Origin of the sequence: Pseudoalteromonas sp. CO348, from assembly GCF_004208845.1 — a bacterium.
Taxonomy (GTDB): domain Bacteria; phylum Pseudomonadota; class Gammaproteobacteria; order Enterobacterales; family Alteromonadaceae; genus Pseudoalteromonas; species Pseudoalteromonas maricaloris.
Genome location: NZ_SGPI01000010.1, coordinates 127004 through 145100, shown reverse-complemented (window position 1 = coordinate 145100; position 18097 = coordinate 127004). Strand labels below are relative to the sequence as shown.

Here is an 18097-nt window from a genome sequence, read left to right as displayed (position 1 = left end):
TAACTACGCCAAGCTAAGAAAATATTCACAAGTACTTTGTAAATACTGGCTAACATAATATTATGACCAGTTGGTGACGAATTTTAATAATTATGAAGTGAGCTGCGCGGGTAAATACTCAGCAAAGACTCACTAGGACTCTGATAAATACCATGAAACTTGATAGTAGCAAGTATCCTTTACTCGCGTTAATTGACGACCCAAGTCAACTTCGTCAATTACCCCAGCATAAGTTATCTGTGTTAAGTGATGAATTACGAGAGTATTTGCTAAACTCAGTCTCTCAAAGCAGCGGTCACTTAGCTTCAGGTCTTGGCACGGTTGAATTGACCGTTGCATTGCATTACGTCTACAACACACCACAGGATAGATTGGTGTGGGACGTAGGTCATCAGGCTTATCCCCATAAGATCCTAACTGGCCGCCGTGACCAGATGCATACTATTCGCCAGAAAGATGGGCTTCACCCTTTCCCATATCGAGAGGAAAGTGAATACGATACCTTTAGTGTTGGTCACTCAAGCACCTCGATTTCTGCAGCGCTTGCAATGGCTATTGCCGCTGAAAGAGAAGCAATTGGCCGTAAAACTGTTGCTATTATTGGTGATGGCGCAATGACTGCTGGTATGGCGTTTGAAGCCATGAACCACGCGGGGGATGTTAATCCGGACATGCTCGTGATCTTGAACGACAACGAAATGTCTATCTCAGAAAACGTTGGCGCACTTACAAACCATTTCGCTAAGATCCTATCTGGTAGCTTCTATACTAATATTCGTGAAGGCAGTAAAAAGCTGTTAGCTGGTGTACCGCCAGTTAAAGAACTTGCTGGCAGAATGGAAGAACACTTAAAAGGGATGATAATCCCAGGTACTTTCTTTGAAGAGCTTGGCTTTAACTATATTGGCCCAATCGATGGACATGATGTTGGCACCCTAGTTGATACGCTGCGCAATATGCGTAACCTTAAGGGGCCACAGTTATTGCATGTTAAAACGCAAAAAGGGAAAGGTTATAAGCCTGCAGAGGCGGATCCTATTGGCTACCATGGCGTACCAAAGTTTGATCCAACCGTGCACAGCTTACCCAAATCAAAACCCAGCGCACCGACCTTTTCAAAAGTATTTGGTGACTGGCTCTGTGATATGGCCGCACAAGATAATAAGCTGATGGCTATAACACCTGCAATGCGTGAAGGCTCTGGCATGGTGCGTTTCTCTAAAGAGTACCCAGCCCAGTATTTTGACGTTGCAATTGCGGAGCAACATGCTGTTACGCTTGGTGCAGGCTTTGCCTGTGAGGGCTTGAATCCTATTGTTGCTATTTATTCAAGCTTTTTACAACGTGCTTATGACCAATTAATTCATGATGTTGCACTACAAAATCTGCCAGTACTTTTTGCTATTGACCGCGCAGGTGTCGTTGGTGCCGATGGTGAAACGCACCAAGGGGCTTATGATCTAAGCTTTTTGCGCTGCATTCCTAATATGGTGATCATGGCACCAAGCGACCTCAATGAATGTCGTCAAATGCTCTATACTGGTCACCGCCTAGATAAGCCAGCTGCGGTAAGATACCCTAGGGGCAGTGCGGGAAGCACAGAGATTAGTACAGAAATGAGCGAGCTGGAAATTGGTAAGGGCAAGGTAGTAAGAAAAGGTGAAAAGCTGGCTATTTTAAGCTTTGGTACATTGCTTGAAAACGCTCAAGCCGTTGCCGCAGAGCTAAATGCGACACTAGTTGATATGCGCTTTGTAAAACCTTTAGATACCGCACTTATCGAAGAGTTAGTGGTAACTCACGAGCGCTTTGTAACACTTGAGGACAACGCTATTGCTGGTGGTGCAGGTTCAGCTGTGAGCGAATATCTATTAGCCCAAGGCCATCTAAAGCCAATCAAACTACTCGGCCTACCTGATGAGTTTATTAAGCATGGTTCACAAACCGAGATCCATGCCGAACTGGGTTTAAGCAGCGAAGGAATAAGTCAGCAAATTAAGACTTGGCTAAATCCACAGTCTTGACTTTGAGCTGTTCTAAAAAAGGCTTCCATTTGGAAGCCTTTTTTATGCTCTGCCTCTCGTCCTGCAATACGTTGACAGTTTAAGAGCTAGTGATGAGCTTTACCTCATCCACACTCTTACTTCCGCAAGTCCATTGCTTTGCAAAAGTTGTAGCTGAGACTCTATGTTCGCGCTTTGCTCAAATTCGAATGCATCCAATTGATCGTCAAAGATGATTGTCGCAGCACCATCACCGCCACGTTGTTTGACCTGATGTAATGCGATATCAGCTAGGTTCACAGATGATTCCCAACCAATGACCTTACCGCCTAGTAGTGGCAATGGATAATAAGACCACCCCATCGACACCGTCAATTTAGTCGTTTTACCGTTCGGTAAGCGGTAATCCGTTTCAGCAATCGCCTTACATAAGTCGCTGACATACTCTTCGATATAGTCTCTGCTAAAGTCACGTAGTAGTAATAGGAATTCATCACCGCTCCAACGGACAACATAATCAGAACCTTGTGTCCGTGTATTGAGTAACGTCGCTAATTGCTGCAAACAACTATCACCGCCAATTGGACCATAAGAATCATTAATTTTGCTAAAATCATCAATGTTCATGATCATCAATACCAAACTCTTATTTTGAGCCTGTAATGACTGTGCATTGCGCTGATAATGCTCTACATCTTTTGGTAACTGATCAAAGAGGAAGCGACGACTACGTAGCCCCGTCAATTCATCTGAGTGACTTACAAGTTTAAGCTGAGTATTGACTTGATTAAGCTTTTCGTTGGCTTTTCTGAGCTCTGTCGTACGCTCTGCTATCAACGCTTCTAGCGCGGCTTGCTTCCTTCTTTCTTGTGCTCTAAATACCCAGAAAATGAGATAGAACATAAAGATAAACGCACAAGTGATAAACAGCCTAAAGTAAATCGTCTCATCGAAACGGCGCGGTAACGTAATAGATAAGTTAAGCACCTTCGCCTGCTCCCAATCTTGCCCTTGGCGCTTAACTTCTAAAACAAAGGTGAAGTTGCCAGGTGGTAAATTGGTATAAATTGCTTCGCGGCGTGACTGAGCATCACGCCATTGCGTATCGTGCCCTTCTAGCTTGTATCTAAATTCAATGCTATGCGGCGCGTAAAAATCGATTGCAGTATAATTAATGGTTAAATCACGCTCAGATGTATCAAGCTGGATCACTTGATTTAATGATTCTGTACTAAATACTCTATCGTGGGTAGACAATGACTCTAGCCTTGGCAATAAATCCCCACCACCAAAAAGCTGGACATTTTTAGGGATTTCAACAACGCCTTGTAAGCTGGGGTAAAAAATAGCTGACTCGGTTTCAACCACGGCATCATGCCCAAGTCCTGAACAACATTGGCTTGGTCTGCCATCAAGCTGCCTATCGAATGGGCTTATTACTTGTTCAACTTGCAAACTCTCTATAACGTGACCGAATTGCGCAACGGGCATGCGATATACCCCTTTCATTGTGCTCACCCAGATGAGCTGATTGCTCTTGTCATAATGCAGCGAAAATATCGATCCGTAAGGCAATCCATTTGAAGCATCAAGCTGGTACCAATCACCATCTGAGGTACGATAGAATAGCCCATCGTTGAGAGAACCAACTAAAGTCGTCACGGTATCCAAATGCAAAATACTGGTGATATAAGCGGTATCCAATGACGTTTGAGAACCAATTTTTTCGATCCCCTTATCATTGTAACGATAAGCCCCTTTATTTGTACCAATGAAGCCGTATCTAGGGAAGTCTTCAACAAAAGTGACGAATTGGCTACCGAGAAAGGCATTATAGGCGAACGGCGTTATCCCCTTGTAATCAAGACGATACAAGCCCCTGCCAGTACCAAACCACATCCCCCCACGATTTGAAGGGCTGAGAGAAAATACCGGATTTTGCCTGAGCTCACGCTCACTTAACTTTTGCAGTGTGCCATCTTCATAGATAAGCGCGCCACGGTCAGTACCAAGAATGAGCTTTTCACCGATAAATTCTAAGTCGTGTATTACAGAGCGATTTAACTGAGCACTTGTGAGCACGGGTTGATAACTATCATTTAACCCGATAATACCAAGACCTTCTCTGCTAGCTACCCACAATTGGCCATTGGGGCCTTGAGTGATTGCTGAAATAGCTTGATTTGTCCGCTGGCCGATATGATGACGCTCAACCTTACCTGAGTGAGCTAGCCAAAGTCCCTCATTTAAACTAGCGAGCCAGATATTATTATCGTTATCCATAAAAATATCGGCAAACCAGATGCTCTGATCTAATTGAATGGGCTCAACAGCTTGCCAAATACCATTATTTTGTCGGTATAACAATCGCCCATAAGTGGAAACCCACAGGCCACCTTCTTTATCGTTAAGAAACTTATATACCGCATTGTTACCCACTTCTTGGTAACGACGTAGTACTTCATCTATATCCAGAAAATAGGCGCCCAGCTCTGATGCTAAGAACAACTTACCATCGACCCAAGCTAAGTCATGTATGATGGTTTGCGCTAACTGTTCCGGTAATGACACTTTGCTTGCCAATTCAAGCCGAACCCCATCGCCAGTGCGATTGTTTGATTCGCTGATTTTAAGTAAGTGACGTTCATTTACCAACCAAATGCCATCTGGCACCAGCGCCATTTTAGTCACGGAACCTACAATTTGATTGATTTGGGTAACATCTAACGTACTTTGTTCGATGTTATTAGCGGCTAACGTCAGCTTTTTCGCAGAAACATAATACAGACCATTCGCAGCAATCCAGATCCCGCCATCTTCATCTTGCAAGATATCCCGTACAGGCCCCTGCAGATCGAAACGTCGAGCTTCTAAGGTTTTGGGGTTGAGTCTTAACAATCCTCGACGCGTGCCAACCCAGAGCATGCCAAATCGATCCACCACCAATTTATTAATGGCATTGCTATTTAAAAATTCGGTATTTTGGGTATTGAAGTTTTGGAATTGATGACCATCAAACCGACTTAGGCCAAACTGAGTTCCGAGCCAAATGTAGCCCTGATTGTCTTGAACGACACTCTTAACGCTTTGTGACGGTAATCCACTTTGGATATTCCACTGTTTAACTACGTAATCATCTATCGCCGCAAAACTCGTAATTGGTAGCAGCAAAGTGAAAATGAAAAACAATAGCCTTGTCATCTCGATTCCATCACATCAGCACAGTTAGACTAAAATGCCAGTTTTAAACAAAGCTTGCACGCAAATCAATGAAAAAATGCCAGCTAATACATCATCTAGCATAATCCCAGAGCCACCGTGCAAACGTTTATCGAGCCATCTTATCGGACCCGGTTTCAAAATATCGAAAAAGCGAAACAAAATAAAGCCAACGATTAATGACTGCCAGCTAAGTGCCGCCCCTATCATGGTAATATAAAAGCCTGCCACTTCATCCCAGACAATGGCTGGATGGTCATGAACATTAACATCGTCCGCTGTTTTACCACACACCCAAATCCCAAATAATGTCATGACAATCGCAACCAGACATTGCAGCCAAATTGGTGCACCTTGGGTTGCAAAAATAAACGGTAATGCGGCGAAGGTACCAAAAGTACCTGGTGCTTTTTTCGCTAAACCAAGACCAAACCCGAGTGCAAAGAATTGATGCGGCTTCTTTAAATTAAATACATATTGCTTAGCCAAACCAACTCCTAGCTAAAATGCTCAAAACCAAGCCCTGCGAGCTGGTAAGGTTGACCTTTTTTGAGCAATTGAATTTCGCCATTATTAGCCGTAATTTGGCCAATGCAAACTGGCTCAACACCATATTGCTTCAATCTGGTTTCCACGGCATTTTTGTTATTATCATTGACCGTGAAGAGTAACTCGTAGTCATCACCAAAACCGAGCGCGAGCCGCATGCGTGCATCTTCATCAAGACTTGAGCGCAGCGCATCAGATTGTGGGACTTTATCGGCATTTATCTTAGCGCCAACTAACGAGCTACGTAAAATATGCTTAAGATCCGCAAGTAAACCGTCTGAGATATCGATTGCTGAAGTAGCAAGCCCTCTAAGCACTTGGCCAGCTGCAACCCGTGGCGCTGGGTAGTGAAACTTTTCAAGCGCCGCTTTGTAATGTTTTGGCTCAAGCGTCCAGTCCTGCTTTCGCGCTTCAATAGCAAGCCCTGCGTCACCAAGTGGACCTGTTACATAAATCCAATCACCCACTCGCGCTCCTGAGCGCTTGAGTGCTTTACCAGTTGGTACAATACCTTTTGCACATATAGTGATAGTCAATGGACCTTGCGTTGTATCGCCACCTATTACTTGTACGTTATAGTACTCGGCGATTTCATGCATGCCTTCGGTGAAGGCCTCTAACCACTCCAAGTCAGCGTTGGGTATGGTTAAACCAAGTGACACCCAAGTAGGTTCCGCGCCCATTGCAGCTAAGTCGCTAAGGTTTACCGCAATCACACGATGGCCAAGCGCCCGTGGTGGAATATCTTCAAAAAAGTGCACACCCGCAACTAGCGTATCCGTTGTTACCGCAAGCTGATTGCCAGCAGGAACTGAAACTAAGGCGCAGTCATCACCGATCCCAAGCTCTACATCTCGGCGAATAATGCCACGACCTTTAAAATAGTGATTGATTAGCTCAAATTCTTTCATACACAAAAAAGCCGGCCAAGGCCGGCTATTCCTATAGTAAAGCTTATTTGCGAATAAACTTAACCGCTTTGTCCAGTACACCGTTAACGAATTTGTGGCTTTCTTCAGCGCCAAACATTTTCGCTAACTCAATACCTTCGTTGATAGCCACTTTGTATGGCACATCTTCACGGAATTTAAGCTCATAAGCACTAACACGTAACACGGCAAGCTCAACCATATCCAATTCTTCAAGTGGACGAGCTAAATGCGGACGAATTGCTTCGTCTAGCTGCTTTTGGTTAACAACAACACCACGTGCTAAGTCTTTGAAGTATTCTACATCGACTTTCGTTACGTCGTTTTCGATCAGCATTTGCTGTTCGATATCGGCAATTGGGTTACCACTTAGCTGCCAAGAATAAATAGCTTGTAAAGCAAGTACACGTGCTTTGCGTCTAGCTGCTGGTTTCACTGAGATTCCTCTTAAATTTGCTCTAGCACGTTCACCATTTCTAGAGCTCCAAGGGCGGCTTCTCCCCCTTTGTTGCCCATTTTAGTGCCCGCGCGCTCGATAGCTTGCTCAATGCTTTCAGTAGTAAGTACACCAAAAGCAACAGGGATGTCATAATCTAATGAAACGCTAGCTAAGCCTTTGTTAGACTCGTTAGCAACTAAATCGAAGTGTGGCGTACCACCACGAATAATCACACCTAGCGCAATAATCGCGTCGTGCTCTTTTTTCATCGCAACGCGTTTTGCTGCTAGTGGTAGTTCAACCGCTCCCGGTACATATACAACCGTGATGTCTTCATCGCTAACACCACCGGTACGTTTTAATTCATCTACAGCGCCTTCAAGTAAGCTGCTACCGATAAAATCGTTAAAACGTGAAATGACAATGGCAAATTTTTTGCCAGGAGCGTATTTATTACCTTCGATTACTTTCATTAGATGTTCCTAATCTGTATGAGCAATTGCCAAATTGAGGCGCATGATAGCACAGTAATGTGGCAATCGCCTACTATCTGAATATAGGCGATTGCGATCAATTTGGCATTTTGGAATTATTTTGGTTCGACGTATTCAACCACTTCTAAGTGGAAACCAGACAGTGCATGATATTTTTTCGGTAGACTCATTAGGCGCATTTTCTGAATGCCTAAATCAGCCAAAATTTGCGACCCCACACCTACGGTGCGCGAAGTACCTTGGAATTTACGGTAGTTCACCTGTTCACCCGCATCTTCCGCAGCAAATGCCTTAACCAGCGCTTCCATCTCTTCGCTGCGTTCTTGCTTACCAAGAATGACTAATACACCTTCGTTGTCGGCGATGTGCTTCATGGCACTTTGCAGTGTCCAGCTTCTATCCGCGCTGCGATCTGAATGAAGAATATCGTTAAACGTGCTTTGCAGATGCACACGTACTAAATTGGCTTCTTCCGATTTTATCTCGCCTTTTACCATCGCATAGTGAAGTTGATTATCAATGGTGTCTTTGTACGTCACTAGATTAAACTCACCAAACTCAGTAGGCAGTCTACACTCTGCTACTTTTTCGATAGTGGTTTCGTTTAAATTACGATACTCAATTAAATCAGCAATGGTGCCGATTTTAATATCGTGTTCTTTTGCGAATACTTCTAGTTGTGGGCGACGTGCCATAGTGCCGTCTGGATTTAGAATTTCAACAATCACAGATGCAGGTTCCAATCCCGCCAAACGTGCTAAATCACATCCAGCTTCAGTATGGCCTGCACGCGTTAAAACGCCGCCTGGTTGCGCCATGATTGGGAAGATATGACCAGGTTGTACAATATCTTCAGGCACCGCACCTTTGGCAACTGCAGCTTGCACTGTACGAGCACGATCTGCCGCTGAAATCCCCGTCGTTACGCCTTTTGCAGCTTCAATAGACAAAGTAAAGTTGGTAGAGAACTGAGCGCCATTGGTTTTCACCATTAGTGGCAAGTTCAGCTGCTCACAGCGCTCCTGTGTCATGGTCAAACAGATTAACCCGCGACCATATGTTGCCATGAAATTAATTGCATCTGGTGTAATGTGCTCTGCTGCAATGATCAGATCACCTTCATTTTCTCGGTCTTCATCGTCCATCAAAATAACCATTTTACCGGCTTTAATGTCCGCGATGATTTCCTCAGCACTATTTAAACTCATAGTTTTCCCATTTTTACTTTGTCTGTGGCTACTTTATAAAGCCAGCTTTCGCCAATAGACTGGTTGTGAGAGTGGACTCGCTGGCAGCGCTTGGCTCACCCTGAATTAGTCTTTCGAGGTAGCGGGCGATTTGGTCAACCTCTAGGTTTAGTTTTGACCCGACTTGAAAACCTGCAATCGTCGTTTCTTGCGCCGTGTGTGGCACTATGGTCAGTTTAAAGCGATTTTGTTCCACGGCATTGACCGTCAAACTGATACCATCAATGGCAACCGAACCTTTATACGGAATATACTTCATTAGCGATGACGGCGCGGCTAACCAATAGTCAGTCGCTCTGGCATTAGCGGTTATCTCAACCACTTCAGCAATACCATCCACATGGCCTGACACCAAATGACCGCCTAGACGTGAAATCGGCTGCAGTGCCTTTTCAAGATTTACCTTTTGGCCTTGTTGGTACTCGGCAAAACGCGTCAAACTTAAGGTTTCGTTAGAAACATCGGCTTTGAAGCCATCATGAAACTTCTCAGTTACGGTCAGGCAAACCCCGTTAGTGGCAATACTATCACCCAAGTTTACATCGCTCATATCAAGAGATGTCGTGGTCACACGAACAATTAAATCGCCGCCCTTGAGCTGCAATTGAGTTAATGTTCCTGTTGCTTCGATAATACCTGTAAACATTTTACTTCTCTTTAGTCGCGATAAGTTTGAGATCAGGCCCCACTTGGCAAACGTCGCCAAACACTAACTCTGGTATTTGCGACATGGCACTCAGTGGCGTGGTGTTAAACAGCCCTTTTCCAGCGCCAATTATTTTCGGTGCCAAATAGACGATATATTCATCGATTAGCCCTTGTTCATGCATTACCCCCGCAAGGGTGGCACCGGCTTCTAACCAAACATAATTACAGTGCTTTTCAGCCAGCTTGTTGAGCACGGCTTTTAGGTCGAGCTTACCGTTGATTTCAGGCACGACAATTTGCTCTACGAAATGAGGCCATTGCGCTGAATTATCAATAGTACGGCGAAAAATAATCACCGGAGATGTAATTTTAAATAGCGCAAGATCTGGTGTCAGACGATTTTGTGAGTCAATAATCGCACGTATCGGCTGGCGTAGCTCAGATTGAGGATAATCGGTGTCTTGCAAAAACTCCTCACGAACATTGAGTCTGGCGTTGTCTACCATAACCGTATCCGCTCCGGTCAAGACCACACAGCTCTGCGCGCGGTGGCTCTGTACGTCTAAGCGCGCTTCCGCTGAGGTAATCCACTTGCTCTGGCCATTGTTTAGTGCGGTTTTACCATCAAGAGAAGCGGCAAGCTTACAAGTCACGAATGGCAATCCATGCTCCATTCGCTTCAAGAATCCGGTATTCAGTGCCCTTGCTTGTGGCTCTAACAAACCAAAAGCCGTTGCAATTCCCGCGGCCTCTAACATTGCCAATCCACGCCCTGCAACTTGTGGGTTGGGATCAACCATGGCTGCAACCACTCTGCTGACGCCTGCGTCAATCAGACCTTTAGCACACGGCGGCGTTCTGCCATAGTGACTACACGGCTCAAGCGTTACATAGGCAGTTGCACCAGCGGCTTTAGCTCCAGCTTGCTTAAGCGCATGCACTTCAGCATGGCCTTCACCTGCTTTTAAGTGCGCGCCTTCGCCGACGATTTCACCGTCTTTTACGATCACACAGCCGACGTTTGGATTAGGTGTTGTGGTGTATTTACCGCGCTTTGCAAGCGTGATGGCGCGGCTCATGTAATCATGGTCTTGCGCTGTGAACTGGCTCAATCCCCCAACCTCGCAATTTCTTCACCAAACTCACGAATATCTTCAAAAGAGCGATATACTGAAGCAAATCGCACATAAGCCACTTTATCGAGCTTTTTGAGGGCTTCCATAATACATTCGCCAATCATGTCGCTTGGTACTTCGCGTTCACCCGTACCACGAATTTGAGATTTAATCTGGTGTACTACTTCTTCTATTTGTTCTGTGCTGACTGGGCGCTTTTCCAGCGCTCGGTGCATGCCATTGAGTAGCTTATCTTCATTGAAAGGCTCTCTGGTACCATCTTGCTTTATCACGCGCGGCATTAAGAGCTCTGCGCCCTCGAAGGTAGTAAAGCGTTCGTGGCATAAAATACACTCACGACGGCGACGGACTTGGTGGCCGGAAGCAACCAAACGTGAATCTATCACTTTGGTATCTTTGGCTGTACAGAATGGACAATGCATAGACGCTCTCGTTGACTCAAAAACAAAAAAGGCCGCTTGAATGCGGCCTTAATCATAACAAAAAACTGCTTTTTTGTGAGCGAAATTATGCGTAAACAGGTAATTTAGCGCAAATTGCTTTTACTTTTTCTTTCACTTGTGCCTGTACAGACTCATCATTGATGTTGTCTAGTACGTCACAGATCCAGCCAGCAAGCTCTTTCGACTCAGCTTCTTTGAAGCCACGACGAGTGATTGCAGGAGAACCTATACGCAGACCAGAAGTAACGAACGGTGAACGTGGATCGTTTGGTACGGAGTTTTTGTTTACTGTGATATTTGCACGGCCAAGCGCTGCATCTGCATCTTTACCTGTGATGTCTTTATCAATCAGGTCAAGTAGGAACAGGTGGTTTTCAGTTTTGCCAGAAACCACTTTATAACCACGCTCCTGAAGTACCGCAACCATAGCTTGTGCATTTTTAACCACTTGCTCTTGGTATGACTTGAACTCTGGCTGTAGTGCTTCTTTGAACGCAACCGCCTTCGCAGCGATAACGTGACATAGAGGACCACCTTGGCCACCAGGGAATACGGCAGAGTTTAGCTTTTTGTAGATTTCTTCATCATCACAAGCAGAGATGATAAGACCACCACGAGGACCCGCTAGCGTTTTGTGCGTTGTTGTTGTTACAACGTGTGCATGAGGCACTGGGCTTGGATAAATACCAGCGGCAACTAGACCTGCAACGTGCGCCATATCAACAAGTAGGTAAGCGCCTACTTTATCAGCGATTTCGCGGAACTTCGCCCAGTCAACGATCCCTGAGTACGCAGAGAAACCACCGATGATCATTTTTGGCTTGTGTTCAAGTGCTAACGCTTCAACTTGCGCGTAATCGATTTCGCCAGTTTCTTCGTTTAGACCGTACTGGATAGCATTGTACGTTTTACCAGAGAAGTTTACGTGTGAACCGTGCGTTAAGTGACCACCGTGGGCAAGGCTCATACCTAGCACGGTATCATGTGGCTGAAGTAGCGCTTGGAATACCGCCGCGTTTGCTTGTGAGCCAGCGTGAGGCTGAACGTTAGCGTAAGTCGAACCAAATAGCGCATTGGCACGGTCAATCGCGAGCTGCTCAACCACGTCAACGTGCTCACAACCGCCGTAGTAACGCTTACCTGGGTAACCTTCAGCATACTTGTTTGTTAGCTGAGAACCCTGCGCTTCAAGTACACGTGGGCTACAGTAGTTCTCAGAAGCGATAAGCTCGATGTGCTCTTCTTGACGTGAAGTTTCTGCTTCAATCGCTGCAAATAGTTCTGGGTCAAAATCTGCAATATTCATGTTACGTTCTAACATGGTTTCTCCTAGGTAAACGTAAGGGTATTTTTAAAGACAATCTAGCATCACAAGATAACCAGTTTGCCTATGAAATCAGCATGGGCATATTTAAGCAGGGATTGAATTTATTTCACACCCCTATCGCGATGATATTTTTTTATTTAAACATTAATATTTTAAATAAGACAACCCAAGTTGCATTTGAAAAGCTAATATAGTCTTGAAATTGACCTTATCTGAGTGGACGTTCTACCCACTCAGACAGGTTCTCTGATTTAGTTGAGTTTTGCTAACATTGCCGCCTTCAAAGCATCATAATCTGCACTAAGCGGCTCTGCCAAACATGGTTTTTGCAATGCATCGTTCAATGGTTTAGGCATATCAAGCTGCTGATTTAAAACACCTTCTACAGATTCTTTAAATTTCGCAGGATGCGCAGTGGCAAGGAAAATTCCGGTTTCATCCGCTTGAGAGTCCAGCGCTAATCCCTCGTAGGCTATCGCAGTGTGCGGCTCAGCCAAGTAACCTTTGTCATGTAATTCTTGCATTACCGCCTGAGTCCGCGCTTCTGACACCGAACGTGAATAAAAGTCATGTTTGTTAAAATCCCCTCTTTCTAACATGATTTCAACACGAGGCCAGTTATTAGGTTTACTCACGTCCATCGCATTAGAGAGTGACTCTAAAGTGTCGTTTGGTTGCCACTCACCCGAGGCAATGTAACGGGGCACAGTATCATTTTGGTTTGTCGTGGCACTTAACTTGGCAATAGGTAATCCAACCGCCGCTGCAATCATTGCTGCACAGACATTACCGAAGTTACCACTTGGCACTGAAACATGCACTTTATCACGCTGCGATTTAGGTAATTGCGCTAGCGCTTCAAAGTAATAACATACTTGCGCCACTAAACGACTGATGTTGATGGAGTTTGCCGAATTAAGACCAAGCTTTTGCTTTACTTCGTCATCAAGGAATGCTGACTTTACCATCGCTTGGCAGTCATCAAAGCTGCCATCTACAGCATAACAATGAATGTTTTTCCCAAGTGTTGTAAACAGCTTTTGTTGGGCAAGCGAAATTTTGCCATGAGGATAAAGGATCACCACATCGACATTTTCTTTTTCGTAAAATGCATGGGCAACGGCGGCGCCAGTGTCACCACTTGTTGCGGTGAGGATAGTCACGCGCTCACCTTGATTAAACATGCTAATGCATTCCGCCATAAAGCGGCCGCCAAAGTCCTTAAACGCCAGTGTTGGTCCATGAAAAAGCTCTAAACAATGCTGATTTTTAGTAACTTCGACTAACTTAGCTGGGAAATTAAAGGCGCGTTTTACCATCGCATTGAGCGTATCTTGTGGTAGTTCATCACCAATAAGGTGATGTAATACCTTGGCACTACGCTCTGCAAAAGGTAATTCAAGTAGTGCATCAACATCCGCAATACGCTCAAATGTAGGAGGAAAAAAGACCCCTTGGTTACGACCTAAACCGATTTTTACCGCTTCAACAAATGAAACAACCTGATGTTCGTCTTTTAAATTCACTAATTTCATTACTTTTGATCCCTTAATTCTCTTGTGCCTTGCGCATCTAATCGGCAAATATGGCTAAAACCCGCTTCATTAATGTAATTTTGTTGCAACCACTGCTGCACTGCATTTGCCTGTTGCTCAGACTTACAAATAGCAAATAGTGTGGGCCCTGCCCCTGAAATACTCACCAGCTCAGCACCTAAAGCTGGTAGCGCGTCTTTTGCCTCACAAAAGCCAGCAATGAGTGGCGCTCTCGCTTCCTCGGCAATACTGTCTTTCATCATCGACAGTGCTTTGTCAAATTGACCTGACTGCATCAATAAACAAAAGCCAGACAGTCGCTGGGCAAATTCCACCGTATGATGCAAAGAAAATTGCTGCGGTAGTGCTTGTCTTGCTTTCGCTGTATTCAATGCAAAGCCAGGATATGCAATAACATAAAACCAGCTTTCATCATGCGCAACGCTGATTGCTTTACTTGGAATGCAGTCCGCAGTAAGTTGTAGTCCACCAAGGTAGCATGGCGTGATGTTGTCGTAGTGACGACCGCCACTGACTTTTGCTTCAAAGTCGGCCATCAATTCAATGAGCGCCTCTTGGTTTAATTGCGTATTGGCAAAATCATTGAGTGCAGCGAAAGCGGCAACCACAGAGCATGCGCTAGAGCCTAGACCTGAACCAACAGGAAGGCCCTTATACAAGGTCATGGCAACCGCAGGCATGCTGGGAGCTACATACTGTTTGAAGTGCTGTAAACACTGGAACGCCAAATTGTCTTTAGGATCGGCGGAGAGCTTTTCGGCATATGGACCAATACAATTGAACGTATCACGCTCTGCGGCTTCAACGCTGACCTGATCACCCAGTAAACTGCCATCAATAGGCTGGAGTGCGGCGCCAAGGGCGTCAAAGCCAACACAAAAATTGCCCATTGACGCTGGTGCATAAAACGTTTTCATAACTCCTACCTCGACAGCGTTTTTAGGATATCAGCAAATACGCCAGCAGAGGTCACTTCTGCGCCCGCGCCATAACCTCTGATCACAAAAGGCTTTGGTTGATAATATTGGCTTAAAATAGCCAGTGCGTTTTCACCATCGCGAATATCGTACAGAGCGTGCTCTTTATCTACCGCTTCAATGCCAACGCGGCATTTACCGTCAACGATTGAACCGACATAGCGTAGCACTTGGCCTTGTGCTTTGGCCGCCGCAATACGCGCTGCGAAAGCATCATCTAATTGCGGTAATTGCGCCATAAATTCATCAACACTGGCGCCCTCAGCAAACCCTTCAGGTAATACTGATTCAACTTCAATATCACTGAGCTCCAACGGCAGCCCCGATTCACGGGCAATGATAAGCAGCTTACGCGCGACATCCGTACCAGATAAGTCATCGCGCGGATCTGGCTCTGTAAAACCGCTTTGTTTGGCTTTCTCTGTCGCTTCCGATAGCGATAAACCATCCGACAATACGCCAAAGATATACGATAGCGAGCCAGACAAAATACCACTGAATGAAAGCAATTCATCTCCTGCGCCAAACAGCAATTTAAGGTTGTCTAATACAGGGAGTCCGGCGCCAACGTTGGTTTCGTATAGAAAGTGACGGCGCTTAGCAAGTGCAGCCTGCTGCAGTGACTGATAATACTCATAGCTGCCAGTATTGGCTTTTTTGTTGGCCGCAACGACGTGAAAGCCCGCATTAAGAAAGTCTAAATAGCCATCGGCAACGAATTGAGCCGCACTACAATCGACAATCACAGGGTTAATTAAATGATTTTGTCTAACAAACTGGCTCACCTGTTGTAAATCAAAGCCCGACTCAGCTTTCTCAAGCGCCAGCTCCCAGTTATCAAACGGTACGCCTTCTGGGTCTAAGTAACACTTACTTGAGTTTGCAATGCCATAGAGATTCAAACGGATATTGCGTTTTTCAAGCCATGCTTGCTGCTTATGAAACTGCTTCATTAATTCTTGACCCACTAGACCGCAGCCAATCAAGAAAACATCGATGGATGGCACGTGCGTGAAGAAGTTTTCGTGACACACTTTTACCGCATCTTGGCAAAGTTCACCGTCAACCACCGCCGAAATAGAACTCTCCGTTGAGTCCTGCGCGATGGCAACAATATTCACCTGAGCCTGTGCAAGTGACGCAAAGAATTTGGCCGCAAGACCTTTGTGCGCTTTCATGTTGTCGCCAACCAAAGTAACGATAGCAAGGTTACGCTGCACTTCAATTGGGTCGATTAAACCTGCTTGCGTTTCAAGCTCAAATGCCTGCTCAAGCGCAGCCAGCGCAAGTGTTAAGTCTTGCTCATGGACACAGAAACTGATGCTGAATTCACAAGAAGATTGCGTAATAAGTACGATGGATACATTATCTGCTGCCAGTGCGGAAAAGACCCGAGCAGCCATGCCAACCTTGCCTTTCATCCCAGGTCCTGCCACGGTCAACATAGCCAGTTTATCGAGACTCGAAAGCGCTTTTACCGGAGCCTCGCCACCGCCTTGAGCACAAATCAGTGAACCCGGCACTTCTGGGTCATGAGTATTTTTAATTTCACAAGGCACATCTGCTTTGGCGCAAGGTAAAATGGTTTTTGGGTGCAACACTTTAGCGCCAAAATAAGATAGCTCCATCGCTTCTTTATAAGATAGCACGTCAACCTTAGTCGCTTTCTTTATTAGGCGAGGATCTGCACTGTAGACACCATCAACGTCAGTCCAGATTTGGCAGATTTCGGCTTCAAGACACGCAGCAGCGACTGCCGCAGAGTAGTCAGAACCATTGCGACCAAGTGTTGTCAGCTCGCCCGCTTCATTGCTTCCCGTAAATCCTGCCATGATATAAAAACGCGACGCTTGGGCACGCACTAATTCTGCAAAACATAGCTTACTTAGCTTAAGGTCAACCTCGGCATCAAGATACCCGCCCTGCGTTTTTACACAAGCGTCAGCATTGAGCGCCACTGAGTCTGATTGCAGCATAGTGTCCATCAGCGCAACGCTAATGCGTTCACCAAAACTAATAACATAGGCTCTTGCTTGATCTGGGCAGTGTCCCAGTAACTTGGCCCCATCTAATTTATTCTTAAGTAATTCAAAGTCAGGCCAGCCTACAACACCACCGTACACCGCTTGTACTTCATCGTATAAGCCTTGGCTGCGGGAAGTAAATGACTGCCACTGGGAGTCAAACGCTTCTCCTCGTCCAGCCAAATCAGCAAGCTCAACGAGCTGATCTGTCATGCCACCGGGAGCCGACAGCACGATAAGCGCTTGTTGTTGGCCATGGTCTTTAACTAGCTCTCTGACTCTTTGTAAACAGGCAAAATCTTTGAGGGAAGACCCTCCAAACTTTAGTACTCGCATCATTTTTCCTCATTCCAAAAACAAAAAAGGCCTGTGTTCTTAGTGAACACAGGCCTTTTTCAAACTCGCACTGACCTATGCCACTATCCCGTTAGGATGGTGGTTGTAATAATGGTCGTAGTGATAATATTCGTTTTCATAATTTTAGAGTGCCTGAAGTTTAGCCGCGCTGTCAATACGAAAGAGCAAAATAGATTATGCAAATTTCTAATAGTGACATTTGTAATTTGCATAGATAAGTTATCGGATCCCAAACTGGTGCAGTAATCCTAATAACTGCTCTGCTTTAACCGGTTTTTCTAAAAACCCTAACGCCCCCAAATTTGCTACTCTTTCTTTCATCTTGGCCTGAACATCTGCCGAAATAACCACCACGAAACATTCAATTCGGTGTGCTTTTATTGCCTCTAACACAGCAATCCCATCAAGTATTGGCATGGTTAAATCCAGGCACAATAAATCTATTTGCTGAGTTTTCAGTAAATCAATCGCCTGCTGGCCATTCTGTGCTTGGTGCAAGGTCAGGTCTAATTTGCTCTGTAAGTTTTTAATGACTTGTTTACGGGCGACAGCCGAATCATCGCAAACTAAGACGGAATAACTCATAAAGTGGTCAGTCTTGTACTATCGTTAATAAAACGGTCACTGGATATCGCTATCTTATAACACATTAAACTTTCCTAGGTAAGGCGCTAAAAAGCATAATTAATGAAGATAATTATTTATTTTTAACCATTTATTGGCTAACTTTAAAAACAGATTATACAAAG

The 18097-nt window shown here is 45.1% G+C and carries 15 protein-coding genes; 1 reads left to right on the top strand and 14 read right to left on the bottom strand.

Translation table 11 applies throughout. The annotated features are described in order from the left end of the window. Nucleotides 1-152 precede the first annotated feature (152 nt). Nucleotides 153-2024, top strand: a complete 1872-nt coding sequence (gene dxs / locus EXT48_RS03300) for a 1-deoxy-D-xylulose-5-phosphate synthase (protein ID WP_045988938.1) — start codon at nt 153-155, stop codon at nt 2022-2024. Nucleotides 2025-2123: 99 nt separating this feature from the next. Here the strand turns inward: dxs and EXT48_RS03295 are convergent, their stop codons facing one another. From EXT48_RS03295 to EXT48_RS03230, 14 genes are all read right to left on the bottom strand, one after another. After that, nucleotides 2124-5204, bottom strand: coding sequence for a ligand-binding sensor domain-containing diguanylate cyclase (locus EXT48_RS03295; protein ID WP_130163560.1), 3081 nt, complete (start codon nt 5202-5204; stop codon nt 2124-2126). 24 nt (nt 5205-5228) lie between these two features. Next, on the bottom strand, nt 5229-5711 hold the full coding sequence (locus EXT48_RS03290) for a phosphatidylglycerophosphatase A (protein ID WP_010606135.1): 483 nt from the start codon (nt 5709-5711) through the stop codon (nt 5229-5231). An 8-nt stretch (nt 5712-5719) separates the two neighbouring features. After that, nucleotides 5720-6682: a thiamine-phosphate kinase gene (gene thiL / locus EXT48_RS03285; protein WP_130163559.1), complete on the bottom strand. Its 963-nt coding sequence runs from the start codon at nt 6680-6682 to the stop codon at nt 5720-5722. A gap of 43 nt (nt 6683-6725) precedes the next feature. Next, nucleotides 6726-7136, bottom strand: a complete 411-nt coding sequence (nusB, locus tag EXT48_RS03280) for a transcription antitermination factor NusB (RefSeq protein ID WP_010372094.1) — start codon at nt 7134-7136, stop codon at nt 6726-6728. Between the two features lie 11 nt (nt 7137-7147). Next, on the bottom strand, nt 7148-7612 hold the full coding sequence (ribE, locus tag EXT48_RS03275; protein WP_010372096.1) for a 6,7-dimethyl-8-ribityllumazine synthase: 465 nt from the start codon (nt 7610-7612) through the stop codon (nt 7148-7150). A gap of 116 nt (nt 7613-7728) precedes the next feature. Next, entirely contained in the window at nt 7729-8841 is a 1113-nt protein-coding gene (ribBA, locus tag EXT48_RS03270) for a bifunctional 3,4-dihydroxy-2-butanone-4-phosphate synthase/GTP cyclohydrolase II (RefSeq protein WP_069022948.1), read from the bottom strand. Nucleotides 8842-8869: 28 nt separating this feature from the next. Continuing rightward, nucleotides 8870-9526 (bottom strand): riboflavin synthase, encoded by a 657-nt coding sequence (locus EXT48_RS03265; protein WP_010372102.1) that lies wholly within the window; start codon nt 9524-9526, stop codon nt 8870-8872. 1 nt (nt 9527) lies between these two features. Beyond that, nucleotides 9528-10640 carry a bifunctional diaminohydroxyphosphoribosylaminopyrimidine deaminase/5-amino-6-(5-phosphoribosylamino)uracil reductase RibD gene (ribD, locus tag EXT48_RS03260; protein ID WP_130163558.1) on the bottom strand — a complete coding sequence of 371 codons (1113 nt, stop codon included), beginning with the start codon at nt 10638-10640 and terminating at the stop codon, nt 9528-9530. After that, a complete protein-coding gene (gene nrdR, locus EXT48_RS03255; protein ID WP_010372109.1) occupies nt 10637-11086 on the bottom strand; it encodes a transcriptional regulator NrdR in 450 nt (149 codons plus the stop codon). The genes ribD and nrdR overlap by 4 nt, the downstream gene beginning before the upstream one ends. 85 nt (nt 11087-11171) lie before the next feature. Further along, a complete protein-coding gene (gene glyA / locus EXT48_RS03250; RefSeq protein WP_010372111.1) occupies nt 11172-12428 on the bottom strand; it encodes a serine hydroxymethyltransferase in 1257 nt (418 codons plus the stop codon). 257 nt (nt 12429-12685) lie between these two features. Next, complete coding sequence (gene thrC, locus EXT48_RS03245; protein WP_130163557.1) at nt 12686-13969, bottom strand: threonine synthase; 1284 nt, start codon at nt 13967-13969, stop codon at nt 12686-12688. Next, nucleotides 13969-14907, bottom strand: coding sequence for a homoserine kinase (gene thrB, locus EXT48_RS03240; RefSeq protein ID WP_130163556.1), 939 nt, complete (start codon nt 14905-14907; stop codon nt 13969-13971). Before thrB ends, thrC begins: the two co-directional genes overlap by 1 nt. A 5-nt stretch (nt 14908-14912) precedes the next feature. Next, nucleotides 14913-17327, bottom strand: coding sequence for a bifunctional aspartate kinase/homoserine dehydrogenase I (thrA, locus tag EXT48_RS03235; RefSeq protein WP_130163593.1), 2415 nt, complete (start codon nt 17325-17327; stop codon nt 14913-14915). A 240-nt stretch (nt 17328-17567) separates the two neighbouring features. Next, entirely contained in the window at nt 17568-17933 is a 366-nt protein-coding gene (locus tag EXT48_RS03230) for a response regulator (protein WP_010372125.1), read from the bottom strand. Between the last annotated feature and the right edge of the window lie 164 nt (nt 17934-18097).

Bases quoted from the DNA above. Each gene is read 5' to 3' on its own strand.
- dxs (WP_045988938.1), top strand. From the start codon at position 153: ATGAAACTTGATAGTAGCAAGTATCCTTTACTCGCGTTAATTGACGAC.
- EXT48_RS03295 (WP_130163560.1), bottom strand. From the start codon at position 5,204: ATGACAAGGCTATTGTTTTTCATTTTCACTTTGCTGCTACCAATTACG.
- thiL (WP_130163559.1), bottom strand. From the start codon at position 6,682: ATGAAAGAATTTGAGCTAATCAATCACTATTTTAAAGGTCGTGGCATT.
- ribE (WP_010372096.1), bottom strand. From the start codon at position 7,612: ATGAAAGTAATCGAAGGTAATAAATACGCTCCTGGCAAAAAATTTGCC.
- ribBA (WP_069022948.1), bottom strand. From the start codon at position 8,841: ATGAGTTTAAATAGTGCTGAGGAAATCATCGCGGACATTAAAGCCGGT.
- EXT48_RS03265 (WP_010372102.1), bottom strand. From the start codon at position 9,526: ATGTTTACAGGTATTATCGAAGCAACAGGAACATTAACTCAATTGCAG.
- nrdR (WP_010372109.1), bottom strand. From the start codon at position 11,086: ATGCATTGTCCATTCTGTACAGCCAAAGATACCAAAGTGATAGATTCA.
- glyA (WP_010372111.1), bottom strand. From the start codon at position 12,428: ATGTTAGAACGTAACATGAATATTGCAGATTTTGACCCAGAACTATTT.
- thrC (WP_130163557.1), bottom strand. From the start codon at position 13,969: ATGAAATTAGTGAATTTAAAAGACGAACATCAGGTTGTTTCATTTGTT.
- thrB (WP_130163556.1), bottom strand. From the start codon at position 14,907: ATGAAAACGTTTTATGCACCAGCGTCAATGGGCAATTTTTGTGTTGGC.
- thrA (WP_130163593.1), bottom strand. From the start codon at position 17,327: ATGCGAGTACTAAAGTTTGGAGGGTCTTCCCTCAAAGATTTTGCCTGT.
- EXT48_RS03230 (WP_010372125.1), bottom strand. From the start codon at position 17,933: ATGAGTTATTCCGTCTTAGTTTGCGATGATTCGGCTGTCGCCCGTAAA.